Raw genomic sequence first — 26,049 nt, forward strand, 5'->3', positions numbered from 1 at the left:
AATCATCATTTAAAGAAGACTTCTGATAGTCTTTTGAGAAAAAAATATTGAAAATCGAAATGGAAGTGTCAAATATCCAATATCTTGTTGATAAGATACATAGAGCAAAGATTAGTTTTTTGAAACTTATTACAGCTAATGATGTGGGTGCAACAGGTGCTCATCAAGCAGGATTTCATCTTCCCAAAAACTCATGGAAACTTTTTTTTGATTCTCCAGGTATTAAAGGATATAATAAAGATAAGTATGTAATAATCAATTGGGGGAATGGCCTGAATACCCAGAGTCGTGCTATTTATTATGGAAAAGGAACACGTAATGAATATCGTCTTACACGTTTTGGGCAGAACTTTCCTTTTCTTAAAGAAAATAATATTGATGATGTGTTGGGAATTATACGTAATTTTGATGATACATACGAAGGATTTATTATCTATAAAGAAAGTGTGCAGGATTTTTTTAAAGAGTCTGGATTTACTAAAGATAATTTTAATACAATCATTATCAATAGTGATAAAAATATAGAGGTTCTTAAAGATGCCCACGGAGAACTTCAGCCGGATAAATCGGAACAACTTGTTTTGTTTCCTGTTACTAAAGATAATGACAAAGATGAGATCAGAGAAAAAACATTTAGGCCGAAAGCCCATATATTAAGTCTACTGGGAGATGAACTTATAAAAAGTCCTGTAATGGCTATTTATGAGCTTGTAAAGAATGCGTACGATGCTGATGCTATGAAGGTTGATGTCAATTTTAATAATATTGATAAGGAGGGAACGGCATTTATATCGGTTGAAGATGACGGAATTGGTATGACTTCAGATATAATTGAAAATGTATGGTTAGAGCCAGGAAGTGATTTCAGGAAGCCTGTTGATAAATTGTCAAATGCGAGAATAATAGTAAAGTCTCCAATATATAGGCGTGTACCTATGGGGGAAAAAGGGATTGGACGTTTTGCTGTTCATAAACTTGGATCTGAGATAACCCTTATTACTCGTCCATTACTAATAAAAAAAGATAATGAAGGTAATATTATATCGACTTTGCTTGCAGATTATGAGATAAAATTGTCTATAGATTGGAATGAATTTAATCAATCCCGACATTTATCTGATGTTCCGGTAGTCTGGAAAATAAGAAAAGATCCGCGAGTATTCAAATTTAAAGATCGGAGTGGTACTTATATTGAGCTAAAGAATTTGAAAGACATATGGACAAAAGGTATGGCGAAAGAGTTGAAAGGTTATACTATTTCGATGTTATCACCTCGTTTGGAGAAAAATAGTTTTAAAATAAATTTGTCTTTTGATAATCAATGGCTATATGACTCCCCTTCTATAGAAGATCTTTTAGAGGAAGCTCCTTATAAGATTTTGATTTCTGTGGATAAATATTTTAATATGGAACTTGATTATAAATTCTCTTTAAAGAATACAAGTAAGATTGGTGAAAGGGAAATAAAAGATGATGAACGTTATAACATTAATATTAAAAGCGCATTAAGACCGTATCTTCGTTCGTCATATGAAAAACAAGGATTTGACGATATAGAGGTTGAGGAAAAACTCTTGAGTTTTGATAAAGAAGTACAAACATTGCCCTTTGGAAATTTAATTTTTGAATTTTATTCATATGATTTGGATTCAGCTTCTTTAAGAGATTATTCAAGCGATAACAAATTAACAAAAACTGTTTTAAGAGAGCATTCGGGTATTAAGGTTTACAAAGGTGATATGCGTGTTTTTGACTATGGAGAAAAAGGAAATGATTGGCTGGGAATAGATTTAGAACGTATTCAAAATAAAGAGTGGTTTTCAAATAATCAAAATATAGGATATGTCTACTTGAATCCGGAGCAATCTGTTTCCCTTGTGGAAAAAACAAATCGGGAAGGATTTATTCATAACAAAGCATATGATTTATTTTTTATTGTTCTCAGATATCTGCTTACAGAATTTAAAAATATTCGTTTAAGTGATCGCAGGAGATGGTTAAATTTTAATCGAGGGGTAACGGAAAAGAATTTTGCGGCAAGAATTAATAACTTTAAAGAACTTGTTGAAAATTCAGAAATAGATACCGCGGAAAAAAAAGAAAAATTAATCATAGAGGCAAAAAAATTAGAAGAAAAATATGAGGAAGATACTAAAATACTTATGATTCCGGCGGGAGTTGGTATGACTGCCTCTGTAGCTTTACATGAAATAGAGAAGCTTGTTCCAAGAATGGAGGAAACTATTCAATACGAGTTTTTGGATAAGGATATAATAGTAAATCAAGTAGCAGAATTAAGGGTTTATACTGAAGGTATTATATCAGTGCTTAGAAAAGGAGGTAGTGAAAAGACGGATATAAACAAAGCTATTCAGCGAGCGGTAGATAATTATAAACGTAAATTAAAGGATCGAAGAATAACGAATATATTAGATTTGGATGAAAATATAGAAAATCTGAAGGTTGAAAAAAGATTTTTTGTTACAATAATGATGAATCTTATAGATAATAGTATTTATTGGCTTGATACAGTGAATAGGGAGGAACCTTCAATTTTTATTAAGAGTTTTCTGGATAACAATGTTCCGGTTGTCATAGTAGCAGATAATGGTCCGGGATTTAAAGATGACATATCTGATATAATAACACCTTTCTTTTCAAGAAAGAATGATGGTATTGGTATAGGATTGTATCTTGTAGATACAATTATGATGAAATATGGAAAATTTGATATTGTTACAGAAGTTGAGGCTGAAGATTATGGAATTCCAAAAGAATATGGAGGAGCAGTAGTTAAATTGACTTTTAATAAAATATAACTTATGAAATACTTTGAACCTAATGTTGTTATCGTTGATGACAAAGAAGATGAGGTTTCCGGACTCATTGAATATTATCAAAAATCAGGAGCTGGTTGTAAATTTTTTAATGCAAATTTGTATGATGGTGATGATCGTCCTGAAAAAAAAATGTCTGATGTTATTTTATTATACTTGGACTTGTACTATAAAGAGGGAATCGATTTGGACTATGAATTGCCGGCAGATTGGGTTAGAGATATTATTCCTCCAAAGTCGTTCTATATTTTGATACTATGGACAAAAGATCCTTCACAGGCGAGTGGCGTTCTCCGTGAATTGGAAAAATATAATACTAAGCCTTATCAGGTATTTATTGAAAATAAAGGAAATTATATAAATAAAAGTACTGGGAAATATGACTATAGCAAATTAATTGATTCTATAGAAAATAAATTGTCTGATATACCTGCATTTGATGAGATTCAGATTTGGAAGAATAACATAAAAAAAACTTCAAATATAGTTTTGGGGGGATTAGTTTCTGAAGATGTAAATGAATCTACAAATAAAATAAGAAAAATAATAGTTAGTCATGGAGGAGAAGTTGTTAAAAATTCGGAATCATTATTAAAAAGATCGGTGTTATTTGAGGCCCTAAATAATGTTTTAGTATCAAGTATTCCCCAATATGATTCAGAGAATAATATATCAAAGGAAGATGAAGCAAATCTTTATGATTTGTCAAAAATAAATACTGTTCATGTTGATAGGCGGCTAAATAGTTGGTTCCACTTTACATTGAGAGATGATCTGAAAGATAAACTTTTTCCGGGTATTATAGCCAGAAATGATAGTGCTTTTTTGCAAAAATATTACTCTATACAAGATGATGTAATTGTGAATAATCTTCTTAAATATCAACTTGATTCTGAAAGTACAAAAATAGAAGATATTGTTCTTAATATAACTAGGCCGTGTGATTATGCTCAGAACAAATATGGTAAAAATATAAAATTGTTAAGTGGGGTCAGAATAATTAAACCTGCCAGGAAAGATTCTGATAAATGTGAAATTCGTTTGAATGGAAAAACACCTGACTGTATAAAAAAATTCGATCATTTATTTCATGATGATGTTGAAAATGATATAACTTTAATTTTTGATTTTAGATATGTTTTTTCATTGCCAGGTACAGTTTTTTTGAGTGAGTTTTATAATTTAAAAATGCTTAATAAGGAATTATTATCAGAAATTCAATTTAGCTACAGTAGCTATGCAAGTAGGCCTGGATTCACAAAGATTTTCTAAAAGATATGCATGAAAGACAGAATATGGTAGAATATGAATTACAATGTTAAGATATGTTGTTTTTTTATGTATCCATAATTAAAAATGAGTTCCTGTAACAGAGAGAGGGTAAAATCAAGATCTGATTTTACCCTTTTTTATTAGAACTCCTGTTTGAGAATAAATTCAAATGATTAATTTTTGAGTGGGGATTGAAGATATCTGATCAACGCATATAAATGTATTATTTGTTTTGTTTTTCTTTTACCCATTCTGTGAATGTTTTGAGTGTTAATATTTTACTTTGTCATTGTTTATCAAATGATTTGAGATAAGGCTGTGGGACAACCAATGTCACTTTGCTTTTTTTCATTTCCGCTAATTGATTTCTGGAAATACCTTGTTGTAGGGTCTTTATAGGGATACGATCTGCTTCATTGATGATTTGACGCCATTTATCTTTATAGGTTGTTTTTGCTCCTAGTAAGATTAACTTATCATTAGAGAATAAGAGATTATGATATTCTTTACTACCAGGAAATATAAAATCCGGTTTTTTTGTTATTTTCAGTAAGGGGTTGATACTCAAATATTAATCCTTGTTTTTGAAAAAATGTTTCCAAATGGTGTTCCAAAGATTTACCCGCACAACTTTTACGGCAGTTCAGAACCATATTTGAAAATTTAACTTGTTCCTCAATAGAAGTAAACAGGTGCGTGAGTTGTTTTGTATAGAGTTTTTCTTCGAATGCTTTAAATAAGTTGAACTCTGTTTCAATCCATTTTAATAACTGTTTATCGATTTCATTTATAACTTTTTGATCAGAGACACGCCATGCTTCTATATAGCAGTTCATAGCAAATATAGCCATTTCCTTTGTAGGAGGAAATTCTGAAAATTGACTAATAAATCCTGAAAATATCTCTTTTAGCTTCTTTTCAGGATTATAGGTTGTATTTTTATTTATAAAATGATTGGTGTCATTGGAGGAAAGATTAAATGATGCCATAAAATCGTCAATATCATTGTCCGCCTGAAGTATAAAAGCCTGAAAATTATCTGTATCCATTTGGCAAATAATCAATACATCACCAACATTATCATCCTGTAAAAAAGGAAAATTTCGGCCAAAACATGTAATACGAAATTCATTACGTGTTCCACATCCGTAATATTTTATTTTACTCGAAGTTTCAAAATCATTTTGCCATTTAATTAAAATTTTACGTTCTGTATTTATCCCTTTTCTCCAGTCTTTATCAATCCATGTGGAGGTGACATCTTTAGGTATATAGTATCCATTTGATTTGCTCCTGTTTTTCCTGCACCATTGGATGATATATATTTACAATATGCATTTTGGGATTGTTTTATTGTGTTAACAACAAGATCAACTAGTTTGCTCATGTTTATTGTCTAATAGTGATTTGACGACCTTTTCAGAAACAGCGGTGATTAAGGGCACGACAACGGAGTTCCCACATTGGCGATAAGCTTGAACATCAGAAACAGCATTAATTATATAGTTGTCTTCATATCCCATTAGTCTGGCACACTCGCGAGGTGTGAGTCTTCTGGGATTAGAGTTTTCACCCTGCGGTATAAGTACTTCAGAACCATCTTTATAATATCGGGCACTTAATGTTCGTGAGATTCCATTTAAATCAGTCATGCCATAACCAAAACCATTACCTTTTGCTTTATGTTTTTCTGCATAATTTCGAAGATATCCCCATAATTTATCTGATAGCGTATATTTATCTTCAGGATTAGGTTCAAGAATATCACTTATTGTTTTTTGAGGTTCTGATAATTCAGGGAAAGAAAAACTTTCTTTGCCTTTGAAATATAGCTTATCAAAACCTATGATCATAATACGCTCTCTGTGTTGAGGAACGAATGCTTTTCCATCCATTATTTGATAATAAATATCATAATCCAAAGCTTTTAACGTTTCTGAGATAATTTTAAATGTATTACCTTTATCATGTGAAACGAGATTTTTAACATTTTCTAGAAAAAAGGCCTTAGGCCTTTTACGATCGATAATATCTGCCACATCAAAAAATAACGTACCTTGGGCTTTATCCAGAAAACCATGTGCACGCCCTAAACTATTTTTTTTGGATATTCCAGCTATTGAAAATGGTTGGCAAGGGAAACCTGCACATAGAATATCAAAATTATCTGGTATGTATTTTTTAGTATCTTCTTTGGTTATATCTCCAAAAGGCATCTCTCCGAAATTTGCCATATATGTTTTTTGGGCAAATTCATTCCATTCAGAAGAGAATACGCATTTTCCTCCTTGTTTTTGCATTGCAATGCGAAAACCTCCCATCCCAGCAAACAGATCAATAAATGTAAATAGGGGTTTTTCTGGAGAGGGATAAGGTATATTGAAGATATCCTTGAAAAGACCATATTGTAAAGGATTTTCTGCAACAAAACTTTTTAGATTAATATTGGGATATTTATATGTAACTAGTTCTTTTATTCCTGCAACGGCTTCCTCTTTATATGTTTTTGCACTTTCTGAGTCTCTATTGTGCAGATAATGAGTAATAAGAGCTAACTGCTTGTTCAAAGAATCAGGTCCATATATACGGATTTTCATCTTTTTACCTGCAATATCACTAATATATATTTTTTCCGGAAACAGTTCAAGATTTACTTTTTTCTCCATGTCATTATTCTCTTTCTAATACAAAGGTACAATAATCATTCATTATTTATTCAATGATTGACTCTGTAATTTTTGTAAGTGTATTTTCTCTTTGGTTTGGCTTAAGTTCACATTCCCAAATAATCAAAACCTTCCATCCTGCTTCTTTCAATTGTTTTTGTTGTTCTATATCTCTGATTTTGTTTTTGTTGATTTTTTCCATCCACCAGTCTGTTCTTGTTTTGGGGACGACGAAATAGGGGCATCCTTCATGTTTATGCCAGAAACAACCATTTATAAAGATAACGATTTTGTAACGAGGTAATACTATATCAGGTTTGCCGGGAAGATTTTTGACGTTAATGCGATAACGAAATCCTCTATGAAAAAGGTATTTACGAACTATGATTTCCGGTTTAGTGTTGTGATTCTTTATCCGGGACATATTATAGCTCCGTGTCTCTTTTGAATGTACGTCTGCCATTTGCTATTGTCATTTTTGATACAAACCTATAAAAAAGAATGGATTTAAAATATATAATTATATTATTTTTTGAGGCATGTTGAAGAATGGAATGAGGAAAATATTCAAATTCGTGCCCATGAATTAGCAGAAAAGGCAAAAGAAGTTTGGAAGTATCCTTATTTGCCAGTAGATATTCTTGAAGCCTATAAATCATCAGATATTGAAAATCCTGAATACACATTAGAGCATTATGAATATTTGAAAGATGATATATTGACATTGTATTATGCTTTACGTAAGAGGATTATGAATACAGATCCTTCCGTAAAAGAGGAAATGAAGAAATTGTATATTGCTTTTAAGGCTTATACAAATTTTGTTGATATTGTCCCTCAGAAATCGAGGTTGCGCTTGTCTTTGAATATTGCTTTTCCGGATATCCTTGATCCTAAAGGGCTATGTAAAGATGTCTCGGAAGTGGGACGATGGGGAAATGGAGATGTAGAAGTTGGCTTATATAACTTGAATGAAATAGATGATGTTATGGATTTAATTCAACAAGCCTTTGATAAGCAAATGGAAGATTATTGAATTTTGATAAAATAGGACTATTTTAAATGCATCCGAATATACTTATTCACCGGTTTTTCAAAATAGCGGTATGATAGTAGGCTGCAACAGATGGTAATCAAGAGTAATATTGGGATTACTATTTGCCACGGATAATTCCAACCGGTGCTTTTGTATAATTCTATAATAAACAGGTGGATAAGGTACATGGCGTAACTTATGTCGCCACCGATTACAAGATATTTATTACTCAGAAAGCGGGAAATCATTCCTTTGTTCATTGCAAAGACATAAAGGAGCAAAGAGACGGGTAACCAATAATATACCGAATACCGATATACTTTAGGTAGTACACCGGCTGAACCACAATAATAAAACGCAATGAATAATGCTACCGCTCCGATTTCAAACCATGTCGCCCGATTTACACTCCAATTTCCTGTACTCTTGTCATACAGTTTGAAGAGCAACATTCCCACAAGGAAATCCGGTAGCCGAGTCAATGGATTCACATACCAGTAAGCCCGTATCTGCTCTTCAGGAGTGAAATACATACCACAGGCAACTATTAAACCTGTTGCAATCAATATCCAAAACAACTTACGGGTATCGTTTAGCCATAAAGCTAAAAATGGAAACAAGAAATAGAACAGTTGTTCACACCCCAAACTCCAGGAGGGGGAGTTGAAAGCAAAGAAGTAGTCCGTCTGCGGAATGAACGGGTGAACCAAAAATAATTGTGACACAAGTTTTAATACCGTATCCCAGTTCATTGCCAATAGAGCCCCTCCGACCAGAGGATACAACATAAGAGTGGCGATATGCAATGGATAAACTCGTGCGAAGCGGGCTATCCAAAACTCACGACGAGATATACTTTTAGATTCAAATTTTCGTTGATAATTGTATGCGATGATAAAACCACTTAATACAAAGAAAAAACTTACCCCGACAAACCCTTCTTTATATAAAAAATGGGAGAAATGAGGATCGATTACATAACAATGTGCGGCAAATACCATCAATGCAAATATAAACCTTAACGAGGTAAGAGGTTTTATCATGTCTAAATTTTTATTTCTGATTATGGCTGCAAAGATAATTTAAAGTAATCTCACGTCCTAACGATTCATCTAATCATTACAGATTGTCATTTTGATAATTATCCCTTCATTCTCTTGCTTTGTATGGAGAAGGGTAGGTGAGGAATGCTCTTTGGGGGCCTCAGCAGAGGTTGAGGTTTATCATAAAGATTTTTGTAGGAGATAGAAAAGAAATTTGATAAGACAATAAAACAATCATCGTGATGATTTCAGGGCTAGTGATAGGGAAAAAGCAAAATCTGCAGCAATCTGTCAACTGAAAATGAACTGTTCAGAAAGAGCTTCTAGCTTTCAGAAAGACACGTAAACCTGGTATTAGAGTATAATCCCGAAGATAATTTCCCAATATTTTGTAGTGTTAAAATTTTCATCACAATGATTGTCCCACTTCATTGTGATGAGTGCGTGAAGTCATTGTGATGACTCTGTCGGGACATTGTGATGATAAGGAAGATTCATTGCAATGATTTCCGAAAGGAGGGGTTATGAAGAGAGGAAAACAGGGTGATAAGGTGGTCTTTTCTTTCGGAACAGCTGTTTGAGTGAAAACCGCTGTTAGCCTGATCAGTAAAAATCGAACATTCTGAAAGCGATGAATGTTTATCTTTATCTTTTTGATTAATCCGAATAAAATGGAGGAAGAGTATGAAGAAAAGAGATTTTTATGGACAGATGCTGTTGCAGGAAGAGGATAAACGTTCCTGCGGAGATGAAAGTACGGCTGACCTGTATCGGGCAGTCAGGAATCATTTTATATGTTTCTTGGGTGGTAAGGAATTGTGCCTGAAAGATGTGACACCGACTTTGGTTGAGGCGTTTCTGAAATGGTTGCGTGAGAAAGGGCTGCGTGTGAATACGGTGAACAGTTACATGAGTAACCTTCGGGCGATGTATAACCGTGCCCGAAGGGAATCGAAGGAGAAAACGGGAGAGTCGCCTTTTGCCGGGATTCACCTCAGACGGGAAGAGACGCACAAGCGTGCTGTGCCGGTGGAAGTGATAAAGGAAATAGCCGCTCTGGATTTGAAAAGTGAGCCGAAGAAACAGCTTGCTATTGATTTGGCACTGTTTTCGTTTATGGCTTGTGGCATTCCTTTTGTGGATATCGTGCATCTGACGGGTGAGAATCTGGTGGAGAACGGTACGGTACTACAATACCACCGGCAGAAGACGGGAGCCTTTATCCAGATGGAAGTGACTTCGGGGATGCAGATGCTGCTCGACCGGTATAAAGACGAAGAGAGGCGTTACCTTTTCCCTGTATTGCCGGAAGATGCGACCCACGAACAGTATAAAGCCTGTCTGGCGACGGAAAATCGTTACCTGAAAGAAATCAGTGTGATGCTGGATTTGCCGGAAACATTGACGACCTATTCGTTCCGCCATGCCTGGGCTTCGGAGGCGTACCGCCTGCATGTAGCTATCGGCGTGATCAGCCAGGCACTGGGGCATACATCGGAAAAAACGACCCGTCTCTATTTGCAGAAGTTTGACGTATCGGAAATAGCCAAAGCAAACCGGCAGGTTTCCGAAGCGGTCGGCAGCTGTTTGCGGGTGGGGTAAACCTTATTTATATAATAAGGGAGAACATCCTCTTTTAGTCTTACAATCAGTGTTTTATAAATAAGAAAAATCCTGAATTGTAATGAAGTACGTGGCAAACGTAAGAAGAAAAAAATGAAAAAACAAGGAGTGTAGGGTGTTTTCTTAAAAAACGCATATTTATTTTACTAAATTTCACAAGTTAACCTATTTTTTAGCCATATAATATGAATTTCATTACAAGATGGTATAGAACAGGCCCGGACTGCCATCGTTTTTAAATCTGTTAAGAGAAAACTGTTATTTCCGCAGTTCCGTTTCTTCCTCTAAAAAGACTCAAAAAGACATCAATCCTTCATTTTTTACCCTAAAAACTCCCTAAGGAGGTTCTTCGGGGAAGGGCTTTTTTCACCCTCTACCCTTATTATATAAATAAGGTGAACATTTACAGAGAGTTAGTGATAATCATAGTCACTGTTCAGTATTGAACAAACTGGTATTATATATTAATATGTATAGGATAAAAGGTCCACACCGGAAAATACAGGTAAGAACAATCTTCCTGTTACTGCTCAACTTCCTTTTGGGGATAGGAGCGGATGCCCAGACTACGACCTATTATAAGGCAGAATCGTTCCTTTTCTCTTTCCGCCGGGATAATGACCTGTTCCTTGCCGACTACGGAGACAACGCTTATCAATTGGAACGTATGGGCGGTTTACTCGACGTGTCCCGTGACCAAATCCTAAAAGGTGATTGCCATTTGTTGATCGTCTCGCATGTGAATGCCTATGAATACGAAGATAAAGAGGTGGTGAACGAAGCCTCACTGCGTGCAGGTCGTATCCGTGCCTACCTGAAAACCCGTTTCGATATACCCCATGATTGTGTTGCCTTTTATATTGACCGTAGCGGAAATTATCGTGATCAGGTGCATGTCTATAAGGTGTATAAACCACTTCCGTGGTTTGCGAACATTTCGATTCATTACAGTGAAAGCCGTTATCCGGTAGCGGTAGCGGCTGCCATCGGTGAATATGGGGCAGTCCCTTATGTAGACCTGTACCGTCGTGGTGAGACAGGAGGTTACGACCGTGAAGTGTACCGTATCGACGATCCTCTTTTTGACCGCACGGAACTGGAAGATTACCGTTTGGCTTCCGTAATGGATACGGTACGCCATAGTAAACGGATAGAAGAGCCGGACATCGCTTTAGCCACCACCGTAACAACCAGGGAAACAGTACGGAAGGTGACAAAGTATAAAGAGACAACCGGGAAAACAGTTGTTTCCGAGAAAACCGGATTGCAAGCAGATAATAAAGAACAGACGGAGAAAGACCGGAAAAGACAACCAACTGAATCTGTAAGGACGAAAGAAACTCCGATGAAGCAAAACCTAGTATATCTGGGGGTAAAAACAAACCTTCTTCCCTGGTGCGGTGTAGTCCCTTCGATCCGTTTAGGAACCGGGGAAACAAAGATAGAAACGGGGGCATTTATGCCGAACCTGGAAGTGGAGTGTTGTTTCGCCGGTCGTTGGTCGGTAGCCTTGTCGGGAATATATTCCGACTTTGCCTATAAAGACAAGACGCGCGATCACTGGGCTGTATCCGAAATCTCCCTCGAACCTTGTATCTGGCTATCTCCTTCGGGTAGGTTTACCGGATTGAATACCGGCTTGTTTGTCGAATACGGAGATTTCGATGTACGTGGAAGCGCGATCGACGTGTCGGAAGATATGCTTTATGGACGGACAGGTTGTTTCTGGTCGGCAGGTCTGTCGATGGGTTATCGCTTCTCTCTGGTCGGTGGCTTTGGAGTAGATATGCGTGCCCGTGCCGGTTACCGCTCAGTTTTTAGTGGGAAGAAATACCGGTATGATCCGCTTGATAACCGTAATTATCTGGAAACCCGTTTTGTTTCGACAGGTTTTATGATTGGTTTAAAGATCAGTCTATCCTATCGTTTTCAAATCAGATAAAAGGAGGTGAGGATATGGAAAGATATAGAAATAAAAGAGGTATAAGATATAAAGGATATAGGATGATGCAGGTAGCCGTTTGGGTGATCGGTATCGTCTGGATTATGATGATTTCATCCTGTGCCTACCGCATGACGGATGAAGATTGGGAGAAGAACGGAAAAGTACGTTTGCTGCTTCGAAAGTCAAACAGTAGTTGCCCGGATAATATGACCTGGTATTTCTACCCGGAAGATTCGGAAAGTCCGCTCATGCGTACAGGGGACGTTTCAGGATATGAGGGTACGTTGCCTTTGGGGCGTTACCGGGTAGCCGTCTGTAACACCGGTTGTACGGGTGTCACGCTTGAAATGGAGAAGGGGTATGAGGAAGCCTGCGGAAGGGCGAAACAACTCTCTTCCTTAAAATCAAGTTCCGTACAGATAGCCTGTCCGGGTAGCTTGTATGGTACAGGTCTGGAGCAGATTGAGGTAGTCGGAGGGGAAACGGTAGCAAAGGAGTTGACTCCGGCAAACCTTGTCCGTACTTTGGAAATGAATATAAAAGTCACAGGAGGGGATAAGGGGGATGTCGTTCCTACGGTATTGTCCGGAAGGTTGACCGGTGTATCGTCACGGGTTCATATACCTTCCGGCAAGCCGCTGTTCGATACGCCTGCTTTTATGACGTTCGAGCCGGAAGAGGTCAGTCCGGGTGTGTATGCCTCTTCCCTGAGCTTATTCGGTTTATCCCCGGGTGAGGAAGAGGAGGGAAGCGACGAACCCGTCGACCTTTCCCTTACGATGACATTGGCAGATGGAAAGGAAATCACTTCGTCCACGGATATAACGGAAGATGTGAAAGATGCGTTCACCGCAACTGTCACGACACATGTGATACTTGATCTGGTTGTCCGCTATGATGAAATAAGCGGTTTGACGATCACGCTGACGGACTGGAAACCGGGCAGTGACGGTTCGGGTGTGGTAATTCCCTGAAACGAAATGAAAATGAGAACAATAGTAACAATAAAAACACTGGTATAATATGAAAACAGGAAAATTATTGATCATGAGTCTGTTAGTGGCTGCTTTCTTAGGTGATTGCACGAACACGGAAGAGCCGGTGACGGATGGAACTGGCGAGGCAATAGAAGTGAATGCCGGAATAGCGGAGGCTACCCGTGCAGTGATCAGCGGCGGTTATACGAATGACCTGGAAGTCTCGTTCGCCCGTCTGGATAACCCCGGAACAACGGGTGCTCAATGGAATACCCCGTCTATCGATGCGGTTCGCACAGGTGGTACAGGTAACACGGTTCTAACGTTTGAACCGGAACAAACCTATCTGCCGGAAGAAGGCGAGTCCGTCTTGATCGGTTACTATCCACGCTGGGTATTGAACAGTGGAACCGCCAACCCGGTCAGTGTCACTTATACTATTGCGGGTGAGGAGGATATAATGGCAACAGGAGTGCAGACCGGTTCGCTGGTGAATAAGTTCGAGACTTTCACCTTCAGCCATCTGCTTACCCAATTGCAGTTTAAATGTACGGGTTCTACCGGAGCGATCGCAAAATGGACGGCTATAACTTCCATTAAAGTAAAGAATGTAGCAACAGGATTGAAACTATCGCTCGATAAAACCAAGGGGGCTCAACTGACGGCAACAGGAATAGCCGACCAAACGCTAACGGTTAAAAACTGTCCGTCTACAGTTTCGGCTTTGGATGCCGAAAAACCATCGACCGGCTATCTGTTGCTTTACCCGACAGCGAATATGGGAACAGAAGATTTACCTGTCAGTTTAGAAGTGAAAGGAACTTATGACGGAAGTCCCAAAACATTGAACGTAACCGTCTCCAATATCAGTGAAGGCGTGAAAGCCGGTTATTCGCACCTTATCACGCTCACCTTTACGGAGGACGGCAAAATAGCAGTAGAAACCGGTATCTCCCAGTGGCAACCGGGTAATAACGGCAGTACTATCATTACCCCCAAAGAGTAACCTTTCCCCTCTTCGAGAGGGGGCAGGGGGTGTGTAAATTAAAAAAACAAGACAACTATCAAAATCATGAATAACTTCATAGTCATAGCATTCATATCCATCGCCATCCTTCCGGGCCTCGCCGCCTGTTCAGACAGCAATCCTACTCCAGAGCCGGTTCCGGAAACAGCGGTCTGCCTGGAAGGGGCGATCGGACAATCAACGCGCGGAGTGATCGGTTCCGGCTATGAAAAGGATTTAGAGGTTTGCTTTGCCCGGCAGGATGAAACGGTTGTTCCAAGAGAAAGTTATGGTGCATGGGGTATATATGAAGCAGTGCGAACAGGCGGTAAGGGGAATCGTCCGATCGTGTTTGTCGAGTCCCAGTCATACCCGGAGGATGGTCGTCATATCCACCTGCACGGCTATTATCCGGCAAAGGGTGAAGCGGAAGCTGTGGCAGGAACGGGCAAAGTAACCTTTATAGTGGATGGTACAATTGATATTATGTCAACGGGAATCCTAACAGGCAGCGGATATGTTCCGGTACAAACCTGTACGTTCCGTCATTTACTGACACAGGTTCGTTTGGTTTGTTACAGTGACCAGGCTGATAGATGGGGAACGATAAAAACAATCGAAGCAATAGACGTACATACACGGCAGGAACTGGATTTGAAACAGGAAACTCCCCATTTGGATGATATATCGTCAGATGATGGAATAAAAAATATTCCGGTACAGGATATAACAAACTTACCGGTCCCGGAGGCAATAGCCGGTGAAGATCTTCCCGAACCGCAAGGATATCTCCTGCTTCCGGTTTCCCCGGTGGACGGAACTGCAGAACACCCGTTGCACCTTCGGATAACAACGACGAAAGACGGCAGGGGAACCGAACATGAAACAGTTTCGGAAATCTCTTTCTATATAGAAGGTGGCTTTCAGACAGGTAAAAGCCATGTTGTAACACTCTTCTTTACGGATAAGAGTAAAATACAAACAACTTCTGTCAGTGTGGAAGCCTGGACGGATCATGAACAGGATGATATGCCGATATAAAATATTACATAGAAACACTTTAAAACGAAGGAAAATGAAAACAACTAAGACAATGTGGGTTATGTTGATAGCCCTTCTGACAGCGACAAGCTGCTCGGAAACAGAAACAGAAATCGACCCTGAACCGGGTAGTGGCGGTCAGGTAGCTTTGGGTATCACTCCCAACCTGAAAGTGGATGCGGGAACCAGGGCGGAAACGAAATCGGTGGTAAGCGGTGGAGCAATCACCTATCCGGTAGACCAATACGCCAGTTCCGATTATGCGCCGGGATTGGGCGTATGGGTTACCAATAGCGGGGCAACCGGTTGGTACACTCCCGACGGAACAGAGTATGAAGGTCACCATGTCTGGTATATGGGTGACGAAACAGGAAAGAACTGGATTTCGGTCAAGGATAAGAAAGATACTTATAAATTAACGAAAGAAGTCCCTTATTATCTGACCAAAACGGTCGGAAAGGTTTATGCTTATTATCCTTATGATGCAACTCTAACAACTACCCTTTCTTCCATAAGTAGTGAATCCGACCTTAAAATCCCAGTAAAGGTCCTTGCCAGCGGTGAGATAGATGCCTCTACAGACAATGCTAAAAGACGTTGGGTAGATGGTAAGTGGTCACCTGTAAGTAATAAAACTCCGGAAAACTTGTCGTTGTCGACCGAGAAGGATTACCTGTATTTTGCCGCAACAGAAGGCCGTTATGTCAACAATGGACGTGCGGACGGACAAACCCCTGTAACACCGGATGCCGATCCGGATAATAACAATGCAGACAACCCCGGTTATAAGATCAATCTGGATATGCATCATGGGATGGCGATGATCTCTTTCCGTGTGTACGATGGCGGGCACTTAAGCGATAACGATGTGAAGTTTACAAAGTTTGAGGTAAAGAACCATACCGGTGGTACGAACCTGTTTAAGACCGGCAACGGAAAGATGGCACTGAAAGACGGGGCAATCACGGAAACATCTACCACTACCGGTATGGCACGTACGATAACTAATTATATATTGATGAGACAGATAGAAGAAGGAGGGACTGAAGGTGCACATGCTTTCATTGCTGCCGGAAGCGGTTCGTCTGCTATAAAAGGTACATTCGTTTCCCGGACAGTCAGTGCGGTTATTTATCCGATTGAAACTTTTGGAGACAATGAAATCGATGTGGAGATCACGTTGCAGGAAGGGTCGAAAACGGCAGTCGTTTATCCGATCACCTTGCCCGGAAACAGTTGGGATGCCGGAAGCAATTACATCTATACGTTTTCAGCCGGACGTAACAAGCTGACGATAATGGATGTAACGGTAGAAGCCTGGGCTGAAAGTGAGCAGGAAGAAATACCGTTGTAATTAACTTATATTAAAGACAAAGCCCATGAAACAGAACTTATACATATTACCGGTTATACTCCTGTTGCTGTGTATCGGTTGTACCGAGGCGGATATCGTTTCGCCCGGGCCCGGTGGTGGTGAAAGGGAAGAAGGTGTTCCTCTAGGTATCAGGGACCTGGGCTTGTCATTGGAAGTAGAATCCCGGAGTGTCGTTACAGGAGGGCCGGGGGAGGAAGACAAGAATCCGAACCCGCTCACCTCTGTTGCAGTATGCGTTACCAAACAAAATAGCAGCGGTGCTGTCAGTTTCTATGAAAGCAGTGTCCGGGGTCAGTTATTTACATACAATGCCGTGGCTACACTGCCTGTCTGGGAGTTGGCGGAAGGAGAAGAACCTCTTTGCCTGTATACCGAAAAAGGAACTGTTTATGCTTATGCCCCGTCCGAGAAAAGCGTTTCGCTTTCGGGAACTCCGAAAGTGCCGTTGATGAGCGGTGTCAAGGTATTGGACAAGCAGAAGTTTTACTTCTATGACGGCGGTCAGCCGGTGGATGCCGCGACCGATGTGCAATGGGAAACCGACCAGGACGATTACCTCTACTGCATGGCGGCGGAACAGGTAGACCGCTGGCATCCGGAGGTATCGCTTCTGATGCAACATGCGCTCTCGAAGGTGAGCTTCCGGGTCTCGGAGGAAGGTTCGGCTTTTGCCGGTTGCCTGATAGAGAAGGTGGTATTGAAAAGCAGCGGAGGCTTTAACAAGTCAACCTCCGCGAAACTGAACCTTTCGACGGGTGGCTTGGAAGGTACGCTGACGGCAGTCGATCAGCTGGTGTTTACGGCAGGTGGCGATATGCGTGGTATCGGGAGCGTAACAGGAACGGGAGATACCCCAAAAACACCTGTTCAGGCATTCGGGTTGGTTGTTCCGGTGACGGGTGCCGGTGTCACATTGGAACTGACGCTGGATGATGGCCGGGTATTTACGATGAAGCCGTCTGAGAGTAGTGGAACGGATCCCGGCACGTTTACTGCCAAATGGGAAAAGGGATATAATTATATCTACAATATCCGTATGCAGGCGCAGGGTATCGAACTGACGGATATACAGGTGGCAGGCTGGAATGATGGCGGTGAATATGATATACCGGTAGAATAATGGAACACACATAAAACATTATAACATGAAACGATATTTGATCTATCTGATAGGGTTACTGTTTTGTGGATTACTGATCGGTTGCACAGCCGGTCCGGTGGAGGAGATGCCGGAAACGGCGCAGCTGGTGGCAATCAGTTTCGGGAAGCCCGACCTGGGTATCCCGGTCGTCCTGACCCGTGCAGATGAAACGGTAACGCCAGCCCCGGAACCGGCCTTCTTACCCGCAGGTGCGACCGTGCGTATCTGCGGCTATCTGAGGGGAGAGGCGGGTACGTCTACCTCTCCTGTATCTTTTGCGACGGCTGCCCCTTCGTTTGAAGTGACCTATGTGGTGGAAGCGGACGGTTCTTTATCTCCCTGTGTGGTGGATGATACCGGAACGGAGCTTCCCGGAAATGCCGGAGAACTGATCGTAAGGGGAGGTGTCTATGATTTTTATGCCGTTTCCCCTGCCCGAAAGCCGGTGAAGGATGCCGATAATCGTTATACAATGACCGCTCTTCCTCATAAGGAAGACATAATGACCTCTTTTGCCCGTGAGGTCACGATCTCGCGTACTTCGCGTGTAGTGAAACTGGAAACCTTCCGCAGGCAATGTGCGCTTCTGGTGTTCAATGTCGCCCCTTCGCCGGGTAACGCACTCTCGTTTGAACAACTATTCGGAACGAAGCTGGTATTGAGCAATATCTCTTCCTCCAATGCCGGTCTGATCGTCGGTGCCGATACGGGAATATCCCCGACCGGCGGTGAAGGCGGTGCGGAGACGGAGGTGTTATTCGGTAGCGACGAGTTTGTTCCTGTGGAAGAAGGTTCCGATCCGAAGAATATGAAACTGAACAAGGCAAAAGGAGTTATCCTTCCTAAAAACGACCTGCCTTTCGAGGTGGAGATCAGCGTGCAGAGGGATAACGAGACAGCCACCCTGAAAGCGACCGTCGACAAACGGATCACTTTTGATGCGGGCAAACGGTATGTATTTACCCTGGAAGTAAGGAACGACGAAAGCCGTTTGAATCTGAGGGTATTGGCATGGAATGCCGTTCCTTTTTCCGACGGAAATGTGGGAGGTCCCGATAAACCTTATCCTGACCCCGATATTCATCAGGGGATAGGTGTCGTGATGACTGTGGCAAGTTGGAAGAATATCATCTGGAGCGGAAACGGAGAAGTCGGAAACTGAGAATAATGTAAGAAACAATACGACAATGAAACAGATGAGTGAAATAAAGAACGGACTAAGGCTTTGCTTGTTTTTCTGGATGGCTTTTCATTATTTGTCCGGTTGCACGCAAACGGAAGTGGTGGATGAACCGCAGTTGCCCGAAGAAGGAAAAGAGGTTCGGGCGACGTTTCACCTGAATGTGCTGGCGAACCGGGACTCTCAGACACGGAGCATCGCGTTTACAGCCGACGGTACGACTGAAACGGATTCCATTCCGGCAAATCCGAAAGATACAGTTGTGACAAAAGCAACTACAGCATTGCCTGACGCAGAGGAAAGCGGGATCGCTCATCTGTGGATCGGTCAGTATGATACGGATGGCAATTGTATCTTCAACCAGTATTTTTCTGTAATAACCGGTAACGAGGTAGATGTCCGTTTGAAAGATAGCGGAGGCAAAGAACATCATATCTGGTTTGTAGCGAATACCAGTGACCTGGGAAAGATCGAAACCGAAGCGATTTTGCAGAAACATGTGTTGACGTATTCATCAGAAGGAGACGGTCTGCCTTCAAACCGATTGTGCGAGATGGTGGGTTCATGGAGTGGTTCCGTTGATGAGGGAGGTGTAGAAAATATCCATGTGGATTTGACGCGGTTGGTGGCAAAAATATCGTTTGCCTATCTGATCGGAGGAACAGGCTTCTCATTTACTCCAACGTCGGTGACGTTAAACTCCGTACCGGACAGATATCAGGTTAAAGCTCCGGTAAACCAGTTGACAGCCGATATGATTTATAAAACATATAATGGAACGGCCAGTAAGGACGGTGCTACGATGTATTGGTACCTGCCAGAGAATATGGCTGGTACGGTAAGCGACGAGAATACTGTCAAGTCAGATAAGAAGAAAACGGGCAAAGGAGTGACAAATGCCACTTATATAGAACTGACCGGTCGGGCAGTGCAGTCCGGTGTGACTTATGAGAATGTCCGTTTCCGTTTTTATCCGGGCAGCAATGAGAATAATTACGATATCGAACGTAACTCCCATTATACGATGAATGTCACACTAGCCGGTATAGATATAACCGACGAACGTATCACGGTGGGTACGATTCCTCCGGTCGAGATCACTCCGGGGAATATGCCTGCGGGGATAGGTGGCGAAAAAGAGTTACAGATCACGGCTCGTCCGGGACAGTCATGGGCAATTCGATTGCCGGATTGGCTGTCGGCACTGATAAAAGGCAAAGATCTTTCCGTACCCACAAGCGGAAGTATCACCTATCAAGGCCCTGCTCAACTACTGTTTAAGGCGGAAACAGCCAATCCCAAAGCGGAAACGCGCACTTTTTCTTTTCCTCTTACTATAACGAGTGAAGAACAAACGATAGAGATCGTACAGGATGGTTCGACTTTGGAGGCTGGCGGTTCGATATCTCTTGGCGCCGTTTCCGGGTCGGAGGGCAGTTCTATTTTTACGGCAACGAAAGGTTTGCCGTGGCGTGCTGTCCTGTCGGATGGAGGTTGGTTGACCTGGGCATCAACCAATCCGGGAACCGGCGGTGATGCGGCCACAGGTGAAAGCCAGAATTTGATAGTAAAAGCTACGGCTAGTAATCCGTATGCAAAGGAACGCTCGGTAAATATAACGGTGGAAGGGGGAGAGTCGATCGGAAGTATGGATTATCATAATCTTCAAAAGAATATATCGGTTTCGCAGGTAGCTTCTACGGTAACTTGTCCGTCCAATCCGGTTGTAGTGACAGCCGAAGGGGTAAATGACGCAACTTCTTCATTTACTGCGACCTCCGGTCTATCATGGCAAGTAGCAGTATCGGAAGATAATAAGTGGATAGGCTTGACCGGTCAAACGACAGGCACGACGACGGCTGAATCCCAAAATGTAACGTTTAATGTTCCTGTAAATCCAAACTCCAGTGTGCGCAGTGGAGCAATAGCCGTACGTATAGGAGACGAAAGCGAGGGACCGACAGGAACGATAGCTGTGCAGCAGGGGGCATCGTCGTTAACAGTAGAAAATAACCCAACTCCTTTGGATCCGACGGTCGGAACTACAGCCACATTAGGATTTACAGGAACCAAAGGCTTGAGTTATAATATCGTTTGTCCCGATTGGCTTGAATTTACCAATGGGACTACGGGAACGACAACAGGAAGCCGGCAGGCTATTGAGTACAAAACAAATAGCGTAAACAAAAACAAAGAAGCACGTAGCGGTCAAATATCAGTAACAGCAGGAAATATTGAAAAAGAAACTGCGATTACTCAGAATGCTTCGTCATTCACGGTCGAACCTACTGAAATAAATTTGCCGTATAAAGAAAGTACGGGAACTGTGACTGTGACAGGAACTTTGGGATTGCCTTGGACGGTGATGCGGAGCGGTGGAGACGACAATGCTGTAATAGCAGCAAGTACAGCGAGTGGTACAGCAACAGGGGAAGGGCAGACTGTTACATTCAGTGCACCGGTCAATGAGAATAATGTACGTTTTGCAACATTTATTATAGCAGTAACTGGAGGAAACCATTCTGCAACAATTATAGTGAATCAGAATGCGACTTTGGCTGCAACCGAATTTAAAATAGATGAGTCTGTTTTAAAAAGATATTATAATCAGATTGTTACTAATGTGAATCCGGATTATAGTTGGATAACTCACCCGCCGTTTAATGTTGAAGGTGCAGATAAGTCTTCGTCTTTTGGTATAACGAATGTGGTATTGAATGATAATCCCACGATGACAGGGTCTTATATATTGCAAGTACAGAGAGGACAAAACTCTGCAGATGCTCCTTATAGTAATCAGAAGAATTATTGTGAAAATTTAGTGGAAGATGGCTACAGTGATTGGCGTATACCTACTGAGTTGGAAGCATATGAAATGTGTGCTAATAGGGTAAAAATAGAAAAGGGAGAGGGGGTTACACCTTTCTGTGCGGCATGTAATGAAGATATTGAAAGCAAAGGTCGATGGATGTTGAGTTGTTCACGTTTTAAAGGAGGGCCTGATTATTGTAGGGTACGGTCAGTTGATTGTGTACTTGATTATAATCGTTACTACTATGGAGGATTTGTCCGTTGTGTGCGTATGGTAAAGAAATAATTATTATTGAGTTTGAATTGAAAAAATATAGACGAATTAAATTTAGTTATCATGAACAAAGCTGAATTAGTGAATGAGTTAGCCGCAAAAATGCATATTACGCAGGGACAATCGCGGCAATTTCTCAATACCTTTCAGGAAGTATTGACAGAAGCAATGAAAAAAGATAGCCCTGTCATGCTTCAAGGTTTCGGAACGTTTGCCCCTTGGGTACAAAAAGAACGTTCCGGTCGTAATCCTCGTACGGGGATTTCCTGTGCAATACCGGCACGTACGAGTGTCAAGTTCAAACCCGGAAAATTTTTACTCAAAGAGCTAAACACTTGAAAAGGCTAGTACACAGAGGGTAGTGGTGCAGGATTTTAATTTGCCGGATATTCATCAGGGAATTGGTATTGTGATGACTGTGGCAAGTTGGAAGCATATCGTCTGGAGCGGAAACGGAGAAGTCGGAAACGGAGAATAATGTAAGAAACAATACGACAATGAAACGGATGAATGAAATAAATAACGGGTTCTGGGTCTGCCTGTTTATGTGGACGGTCCTACATATTTTGTCAGGTTGCACGCAGACGGAAGTGGTGGATGAACCGAAGTTGCCTCAAGGAGGTAAAGAAGTTCAGGCGACATTTCACCTGAATGTGCTGGCGAACCGGGATTCTCAGACACGTAGCATCGCGTTTACAGCCGACGGTACGATCGAAACGGATTCCATTCCGGCAAGTCCGAAAGATACGGTTAAGACAAAAGCGGCCGACCAGTTGCCCGAAGGGGAGGATAGCCGGATCGCTCACCTGTGGATCGGCCAGTATGATGCGGATGGGCATTGGATCTTCAACCAATATTTTTCTGTAGTAACCGGTGGTAAAGTAGATGTCCGTCTGAAAGACAGCGGTGGAAAGAAGCATCATGTCTGGTTTGTTGCCAATGCCGGTAACCTGGGAAAGATCGATACCGAAGCGGCTTTGAAGGAACATGTCTTGACGTATTCTTCCACTGATGTAGGCCTGCCGGAAAACCAATTATGCGGAATGACAGGTATGTGGAACGGTGTAATCAATGATGGGGGAGTAGAGAGTATCCATGTGGATTTGACACGGTTAGTGGCAAAAATATCGTTTGCCTATCTGACCGGAGGGATGGCCTTCTCGTTTACTCCGACATCGGTAACGTTAAACTCCGTTCCGGACAGATACCAGATTGAAGCCCCGTCAAATCAGTTGATAACCGATGTGACTTATAAAACATATAGCGGAACCGCCAATAGAGACGGTGCTACGATGTATTGGTACCTGCCTGAAAATATGGCCGGTACGGTAAGCGGCGAGAACGCTGTGGAATCGGAGAAGAAGAAAACGGGCAAAGGAGTGACAAATGTCACTTATATAGAACTGACCGGTGCCGCAGTGCAGTCCGGTGTGACTTATGAGAATGTCAGTTTCCGTTTTTACCCGGGTAGCGGTAAGAATAATTACGATATCGTGCGTAACTCCCATTATACGATGAATGTCACACTAGCCGGTATAGATATAACCGACGAACGTATCACGGTGGGTACGATTCCTCCGGTCGAGATCACTCCGGGGAATATGCCTGCGGGGATAGGTGGCGAAAAAGAGTTACAGATCACAGCCCGTCCGGGACAAGAATGGGTAATCCGATTGCCGGATTGGCTGTCGGCGCTGATAAAAGGCAAAGATATGTCAGTACCCACAGGTGGAAGTATCACCTATCAAGGTCCTGCCCAACTACTGTTCAAGGCGGAAACAGCCAATCCCAAAGCGGAAACCCGTACTTTTTCTTTTCCCCTTACTATAACGAGTGAAGAACAAACGATAGAGATTGTACTGGATGGTTCCACTTTGGAGACTGCCGGTTCGATTTCTCTTGATGCCGTTTCCGGGTCGGAGGGCAGTTCTACTTTTACGGCAACGAAAGGTTTGCCGTGGCGTGCTGTCCTGTCGGGTGGAAGTTGGTTGGGTTGGGCAGAGACTAATCCGGCAACCAGCAGTGATGCAGCCACCGGTGAAAAACAGAATTTGATAGTGAGAGCTACGTCCAGTAACCCGTATGCAAAGGAACGTCCCGTAACTATAACGGTGGAAGGTGGTGAATCGGTCGGAAGTGTGGATTATCATAATCTTCAAAAGAATATATCGGTTAAACAGGCAGCTTCTACGATACAAGGGTCAGAAGTAGAGGTGGAGCCGGAAGCTGCCAATGCTCAATCATCATCCTTTATCGCTACCCCCGGCTTAGTTTGGGTGGCCAATGTGACAAATGGTGATTGGATCTCTTTTTCGGGGGCAACATCAGGCAGTCCCACAACAGGAAGTGCCCAGAGTGTTTCATTTGATGTAATGGTGAATCCGACAGCCTCCCAACGGAGCGGTGCGATCACAGTTCGGGCAGGTGATGAAACCGAAGGTCCGACAGGTGTGATAACGATAAAGCAGAAAGCTTCATCGCTAACAGCTTCCGGTGACAAAACAACATTGGAAGCAACAGCCGATGACAGTGGTGCACTAACGTATCAGGCAACTAAAGGATTACCTTTGTCTATTACCCATCCTGAGTGGTTAACTCTGATAACACCCAAATCGGAAACTGCGACCGGTGGTGAACAGAGACTTGAATATAGAACAAGCAATCTGAATTTAAACGGTACAAACAATAAAGGTAACATATCGGTAACAGCCGGAGAAATGACTGCAAATGTGGCGGTCGAACAAGAAGCATCCGTTTTTAGCATTACCAATGGAGCAGCGACAATAGCAGCAACTGGAGGGAGGACAACCGGTTCGGTAACGGCTACTCCCGGTTTGCCTTGGACTATATCTCCGGAAACCCATAATGGTATAACCGTGAGTCCGACCAATGGTAGAGGTAATGCTGAGTTAATCTTTGCGGGAGCTGCCAATACCGGTGCCGATCGTACAGGTACTTTTACTGTATCGGTAACAGGTGCCAGTCCAACACGAACAGTGACGGTAACAGCTAAACAGGCGACAGACAAAATGGTTACGATTGATGTAGCTATCGTAGAAGATTATAGAGAGACAGGGAAAAGTTTAATTTATTTTCCACCATTTAATTATGATGGAGGGATTTCTTTTGGAACAACAGGTTCTGATAGGAATGGTGTTTCGTCTAACTGTAGTTTAACTAAAGCTTATTCGATAGAAGTAGAAAAATCACAACGAGTAGGAGCTTTTACTTATGCAAATGCCATAAGTCAGTGTCCATTAGGTTGGCGCTTACCTACTATGATAGAGTTGTATGCGATATGGAGTAAGTGTAAAGGAAGTAATAGTAATGCTGCGGATGAAGAAGCAGCATCGACGGCACTTGGCGATAAATTTATCAGCGATTGGTACTGGAGTAGTTCGGTTGGCAGCGGCGTCATTGATCATCGCTGCAGGGTGGAGTTCAGTAACGGCGCTTTTAATTACTACAAAACGAACCTCACTAGTTATGTTCGTTGTGTACGTGATATCTAAGTGCGCCCAGCTTAACTTAATAAATGATGATGGTCTGTATTCCAAGGTTTGGAGGGCGTTAGAATACCCTTATGACAAAGAACACAGAGACTGGTCCATCGGTAAAGAGTGATCAAGCACATTTACCAAACCACGCTCCGGTGCTTTACTCCAACGGGTAAGGTATTGAACGGAAGAGTGAAAAGGCAGCGGTGAGAGAACCGTGTCAGGTGAATATATAAGAACAGATAAAAGCGATCTTTGACATATTGAGGGTTTGAAGAAAAATAGTAAGGTAAGCTGTAAATGATATTGATTGGAATTGATTACA

General features: G+C 41.7%; 19 protein-coding genes. 14 read left to right on the forward strand and 5 right to left on the reverse strand.

Annotation, left to right across the window (positions count from 1 at the left end; genetic code table 11):
- The first annotated feature begins 47 nt into the window (after positions 1–47).
- The gene (locus tag IEY67_RS16855; RefSeq protein WP_183671819.1) at positions 48–2,819 is read left to right on the forward strand and encodes an EcoRII N-terminal effector-binding domain-containing protein; all 2,772 of its coding nucleotides are present in this window, start codon (positions 48–50) and stop codon (positions 2,817–2,819) included.
- 3 nt (positions 2,820–2,822) lie between these two features.
- Complete coding sequence (locus IEY67_RS16860; RefSeq protein ID WP_183671818.1) at positions 2,823–4,109, forward strand: hypothetical protein; 1,287 nt, start codon at positions 2,823–2,825, stop codon at positions 4,107–4,109.
- Positions 4,110–4,395: 286 nt separating this feature from the next.
- Here IEY67_RS16860 and IEY67_RS25450 read toward each other — a convergent pair whose 3' ends face one another.
- From IEY67_RS25450 to IEY67_RS16880, 4 genes are read right to left on the reverse strand one after another with little or no spacing between them, the layout of a single operon-like run.
- Positions 4,396–4,677, reverse strand: a complete 282-nt coding sequence (locus IEY67_RS25450) for a type II restriction endonuclease (RefSeq protein ID WP_183671817.1) — start codon at positions 4,675–4,677, stop codon at positions 4,396–4,398.
- Positions 4,619–5,434 carry a type II restriction endonuclease gene (locus IEY67_RS16870; RefSeq protein WP_183671893.1) on the reverse strand — a complete coding sequence of 272 codons (816 nt, stop codon included), beginning with the start codon at positions 5,432–5,434 and terminating at the stop codon, positions 4,619–4,621. Before IEY67_RS16870 ends, IEY67_RS25450 begins: the two co-directional genes overlap by 59 nt.
- Positions 5,435–5,479: 45 nt before the next feature.
- Positions 5,480–6,775 carry a DNA (cytosine-5-)-methyltransferase gene (dcm, locus tag IEY67_RS16875; RefSeq protein WP_221267815.1) on the reverse strand — a complete coding sequence of 432 codons (1,296 nt, stop codon included), beginning with the start codon at positions 6,773–6,775 and terminating at the stop codon, positions 5,480–5,482.
- A gap of 46 nt (positions 6,776–6,821) precedes the next feature.
- The gene (locus IEY67_RS16880; protein ID WP_183671816.1) at positions 6,822–7,238 is read right to left on the reverse strand and encodes a very short patch repair endonuclease; all 417 of its coding nucleotides are present in this window, start codon (positions 7,236–7,238) and stop codon (positions 6,822–6,824) included.
- 69 nt (positions 7,239–7,307) lie between these two features.
- On the opposite strand from IEY67_RS16880, the gene IEY67_RS16885 reads away from it, so the two are divergent.
- Positions 7,308–7,811, forward strand: coding sequence for a DUF5655 domain-containing protein (locus IEY67_RS16885; RefSeq protein ID WP_221267814.1), 504 nt, complete (start codon positions 7,308–7,310; stop codon positions 7,809–7,811).
- A 17-nt stretch (positions 7,812–7,828) separates the two neighbouring features.
- Here IEY67_RS16885 and IEY67_RS16890 read toward each other — a convergent pair whose 3' ends face one another.
- The gene (locus tag IEY67_RS16890; RefSeq protein ID WP_183671815.1) at positions 7,829–8,854 is read right to left on the reverse strand and encodes an acyltransferase family protein; all 1,026 of its coding nucleotides are present in this window, start codon (positions 8,852–8,854) and stop codon (positions 7,829–7,831) included.
- Between the two features lie 684 nt (positions 8,855–9,538).
- Between IEY67_RS16890 and IEY67_RS16895 the strand changes: the two genes are divergently transcribed.
- The 11 genes from IEY67_RS16895 (at position 9,539) to IEY67_RS16945 (ending at position 25,739) form a co-directional block, all read left to right on the forward strand.
- Positions 9,539–10,456, forward strand: a complete 918-nt coding sequence (locus IEY67_RS16895; protein WP_183671814.1) for a tyrosine-type recombinase/integrase — start codon at positions 9,539–9,541, stop codon at positions 10,454–10,456.
- A gap of 490 nt (positions 10,457–10,946) precedes the next feature.
- The gene (locus tag IEY67_RS16900) at positions 10,947–12,419 is read left to right on the forward strand and encodes a DUF3575 domain-containing protein (RefSeq protein ID WP_183671813.1); all 1,473 of its coding nucleotides are present in this window, start codon (positions 10,947–10,949) and stop codon (positions 12,417–12,419) included.
- 14 nt (positions 12,420–12,433) lie between these two features.
- Entirely contained in the window at positions 12,434–13,396 is a 963-nt protein-coding gene (locus tag IEY67_RS16905; RefSeq protein WP_229801105.1) for a DUF5119 domain-containing protein, read from the forward strand.
- A 49-nt stretch (positions 13,397–13,445) separates the two neighbouring features.
- Positions 13,446–14,405 carry a fimbrillin family protein gene (locus IEY67_RS16910; RefSeq protein ID WP_183671812.1) on the forward strand — a complete coding sequence of 320 codons (960 nt, stop codon included), beginning with the start codon at positions 13,446–13,448 and terminating at the stop codon, positions 14,403–14,405.
- A 66-nt stretch (positions 14,406–14,471) separates the two neighbouring features.
- On the forward strand, positions 14,472–15,446 hold the full coding sequence (locus IEY67_RS16915) for a fimbrillin family protein (RefSeq protein ID WP_183671811.1): 975 nt from the start codon (positions 14,472–14,474) through the stop codon (positions 15,444–15,446).
- Between the two features lie 34 nt (positions 15,447–15,480).
- A complete protein-coding gene (locus IEY67_RS16920) occupies positions 15,481–16,800 on the forward strand; it encodes a fimbrillin family protein (RefSeq protein WP_075557036.1) in 1,320 nt (439 codons plus the stop codon).
- Positions 16,801–16,825: 25 nt separating this feature from the next.
- Positions 16,826–17,941, forward strand: a complete 1,116-nt coding sequence (locus tag IEY67_RS16925) for a fimbrillin family protein (RefSeq protein WP_183671810.1) — start codon at positions 16,826–16,828, stop codon at positions 17,939–17,941.
- 25 nt (positions 17,942–17,966) lie between these two features.
- Entirely contained in the window at positions 17,967–19,124 is a 1,158-nt protein-coding gene (locus IEY67_RS16930) for a BF2992 family fimbrillin-A clan protein (RefSeq protein ID WP_183671809.1), read from the forward strand.
- 25 nt (positions 19,125–19,149) lie between these two features.
- The gene (locus tag IEY67_RS16935; protein WP_183671808.1) at positions 19,150–22,239 is read left to right on the forward strand and encodes a DUF4906 domain-containing protein; all 3,090 of its coding nucleotides are present in this window, start codon (positions 19,150–19,152) and stop codon (positions 22,237–22,239) included.
- Between the two features lie 51 nt (positions 22,240–22,290).
- Positions 22,291–22,566 carry an HU family DNA-binding protein gene (locus IEY67_RS16940; RefSeq protein ID WP_183671807.1) on the forward strand — a complete coding sequence of 92 codons (276 nt, stop codon included), beginning with the start codon at positions 22,291–22,293 and terminating at the stop codon, positions 22,564–22,566.
- A 158-nt stretch (positions 22,567–22,724) separates the two neighbouring features.
- Positions 22,725–25,739, forward strand: a complete 3,015-nt coding sequence (locus IEY67_RS16945; RefSeq protein ID WP_183671806.1) for a BACON domain-containing protein — start codon at positions 22,725–22,727, stop codon at positions 25,737–25,739.
- Positions 25,740–26,049: the final 310 nt, after the last annotated feature.

The organism is Parabacteroides faecis (assembly GCF_014647375.1).
GTDB classification, from domain to species: Bacteria; Bacteroidota; Bacteroidia; order Bacteroidales; family Tannerellaceae; genus Parabacteroides; species Parabacteroides faecis.

What these genes read in the sequence shown, in the direction of transcription:
- IEY67_RS16860 (WP_183671818.1), top strand. Translation starts at nt 2,823, where the DNA reads ATGAAATACTTTGAACCTAATGTTGTTATCGTTGATGACAAAGAAGAT.
- dcm (WP_221267815.1), bottom strand. Translation starts at nt 6,775, where the DNA reads ATGGAGAAAAAAGTAAATCTTGAACTGTTTCCGGAAAAAATATATATT.
- IEY67_RS16880 (WP_183671816.1), bottom strand. Translation starts at nt 7,238, where the DNA reads ATGGCAGACGTACATTCAAAAGAGACACGGAGCTATAATATGTCCCGG.
- IEY67_RS16890 (WP_183671815.1), bottom strand. Translation starts at nt 8,854, where the DNA reads ATGATAAAACCTCTTACCTCGTTAAGGTTTATATTTGCATTGATGGTA.
- IEY67_RS16895 (WP_183671814.1), top strand. Translation starts at nt 9,539, where the DNA reads ATGAAGAAAAGAGATTTTTATGGACAGATGCTGTTGCAGGAAGAGGAT.
- IEY67_RS16900 (WP_183671813.1), top strand. Translation starts at nt 10,947, where the DNA reads ATGTATAGGATAAAAGGTCCACACCGGAAAATACAGGTAAGAACAATC.
- IEY67_RS16905 (WP_229801105.1), top strand. Translation starts at nt 12,434, where the DNA reads ATGGAAAGATATAGAAATAAAAGAGGTATAAGATATAAAGGATATAGG.
- IEY67_RS16910 (WP_183671812.1), top strand. Translation starts at nt 13,446, where the DNA reads ATGAAAACAGGAAAATTATTGATCATGAGTCTGTTAGTGGCTGCTTTC.
- IEY67_RS16915 (WP_183671811.1), top strand. Translation starts at nt 14,472, where the DNA reads ATGAATAACTTCATAGTCATAGCATTCATATCCATCGCCATCCTTCCG.
- IEY67_RS16920 (WP_075557036.1), top strand. Translation starts at nt 15,481, where the DNA reads ATGAAAACAACTAAGACAATGTGGGTTATGTTGATAGCCCTTCTGACA.
- IEY67_RS16925 (WP_183671810.1), top strand. Translation starts at nt 16,826, where the DNA reads ATGAAACAGAACTTATACATATTACCGGTTATACTCCTGTTGCTGTGT.
- IEY67_RS16930 (WP_183671809.1), top strand. Translation starts at nt 17,967, where the DNA reads ATGAAACGATATTTGATCTATCTGATAGGGTTACTGTTTTGTGGATTA.
- IEY67_RS16935 (WP_183671808.1), top strand. Translation starts at nt 19,150, where the DNA reads ATGAAACAGATGAGTGAAATAAAGAACGGACTAAGGCTTTGCTTGTTT.
- IEY67_RS16940 (WP_183671807.1), top strand. Translation starts at nt 22,291, where the DNA reads ATGAACAAAGCTGAATTAGTGAATGAGTTAGCCGCAAAAATGCATATT.
- IEY67_RS16945 (WP_183671806.1), top strand. Translation starts at nt 22,725, where the DNA reads ATGAAACGGATGAATGAAATAAATAACGGGTTCTGGGTCTGCCTGTTT.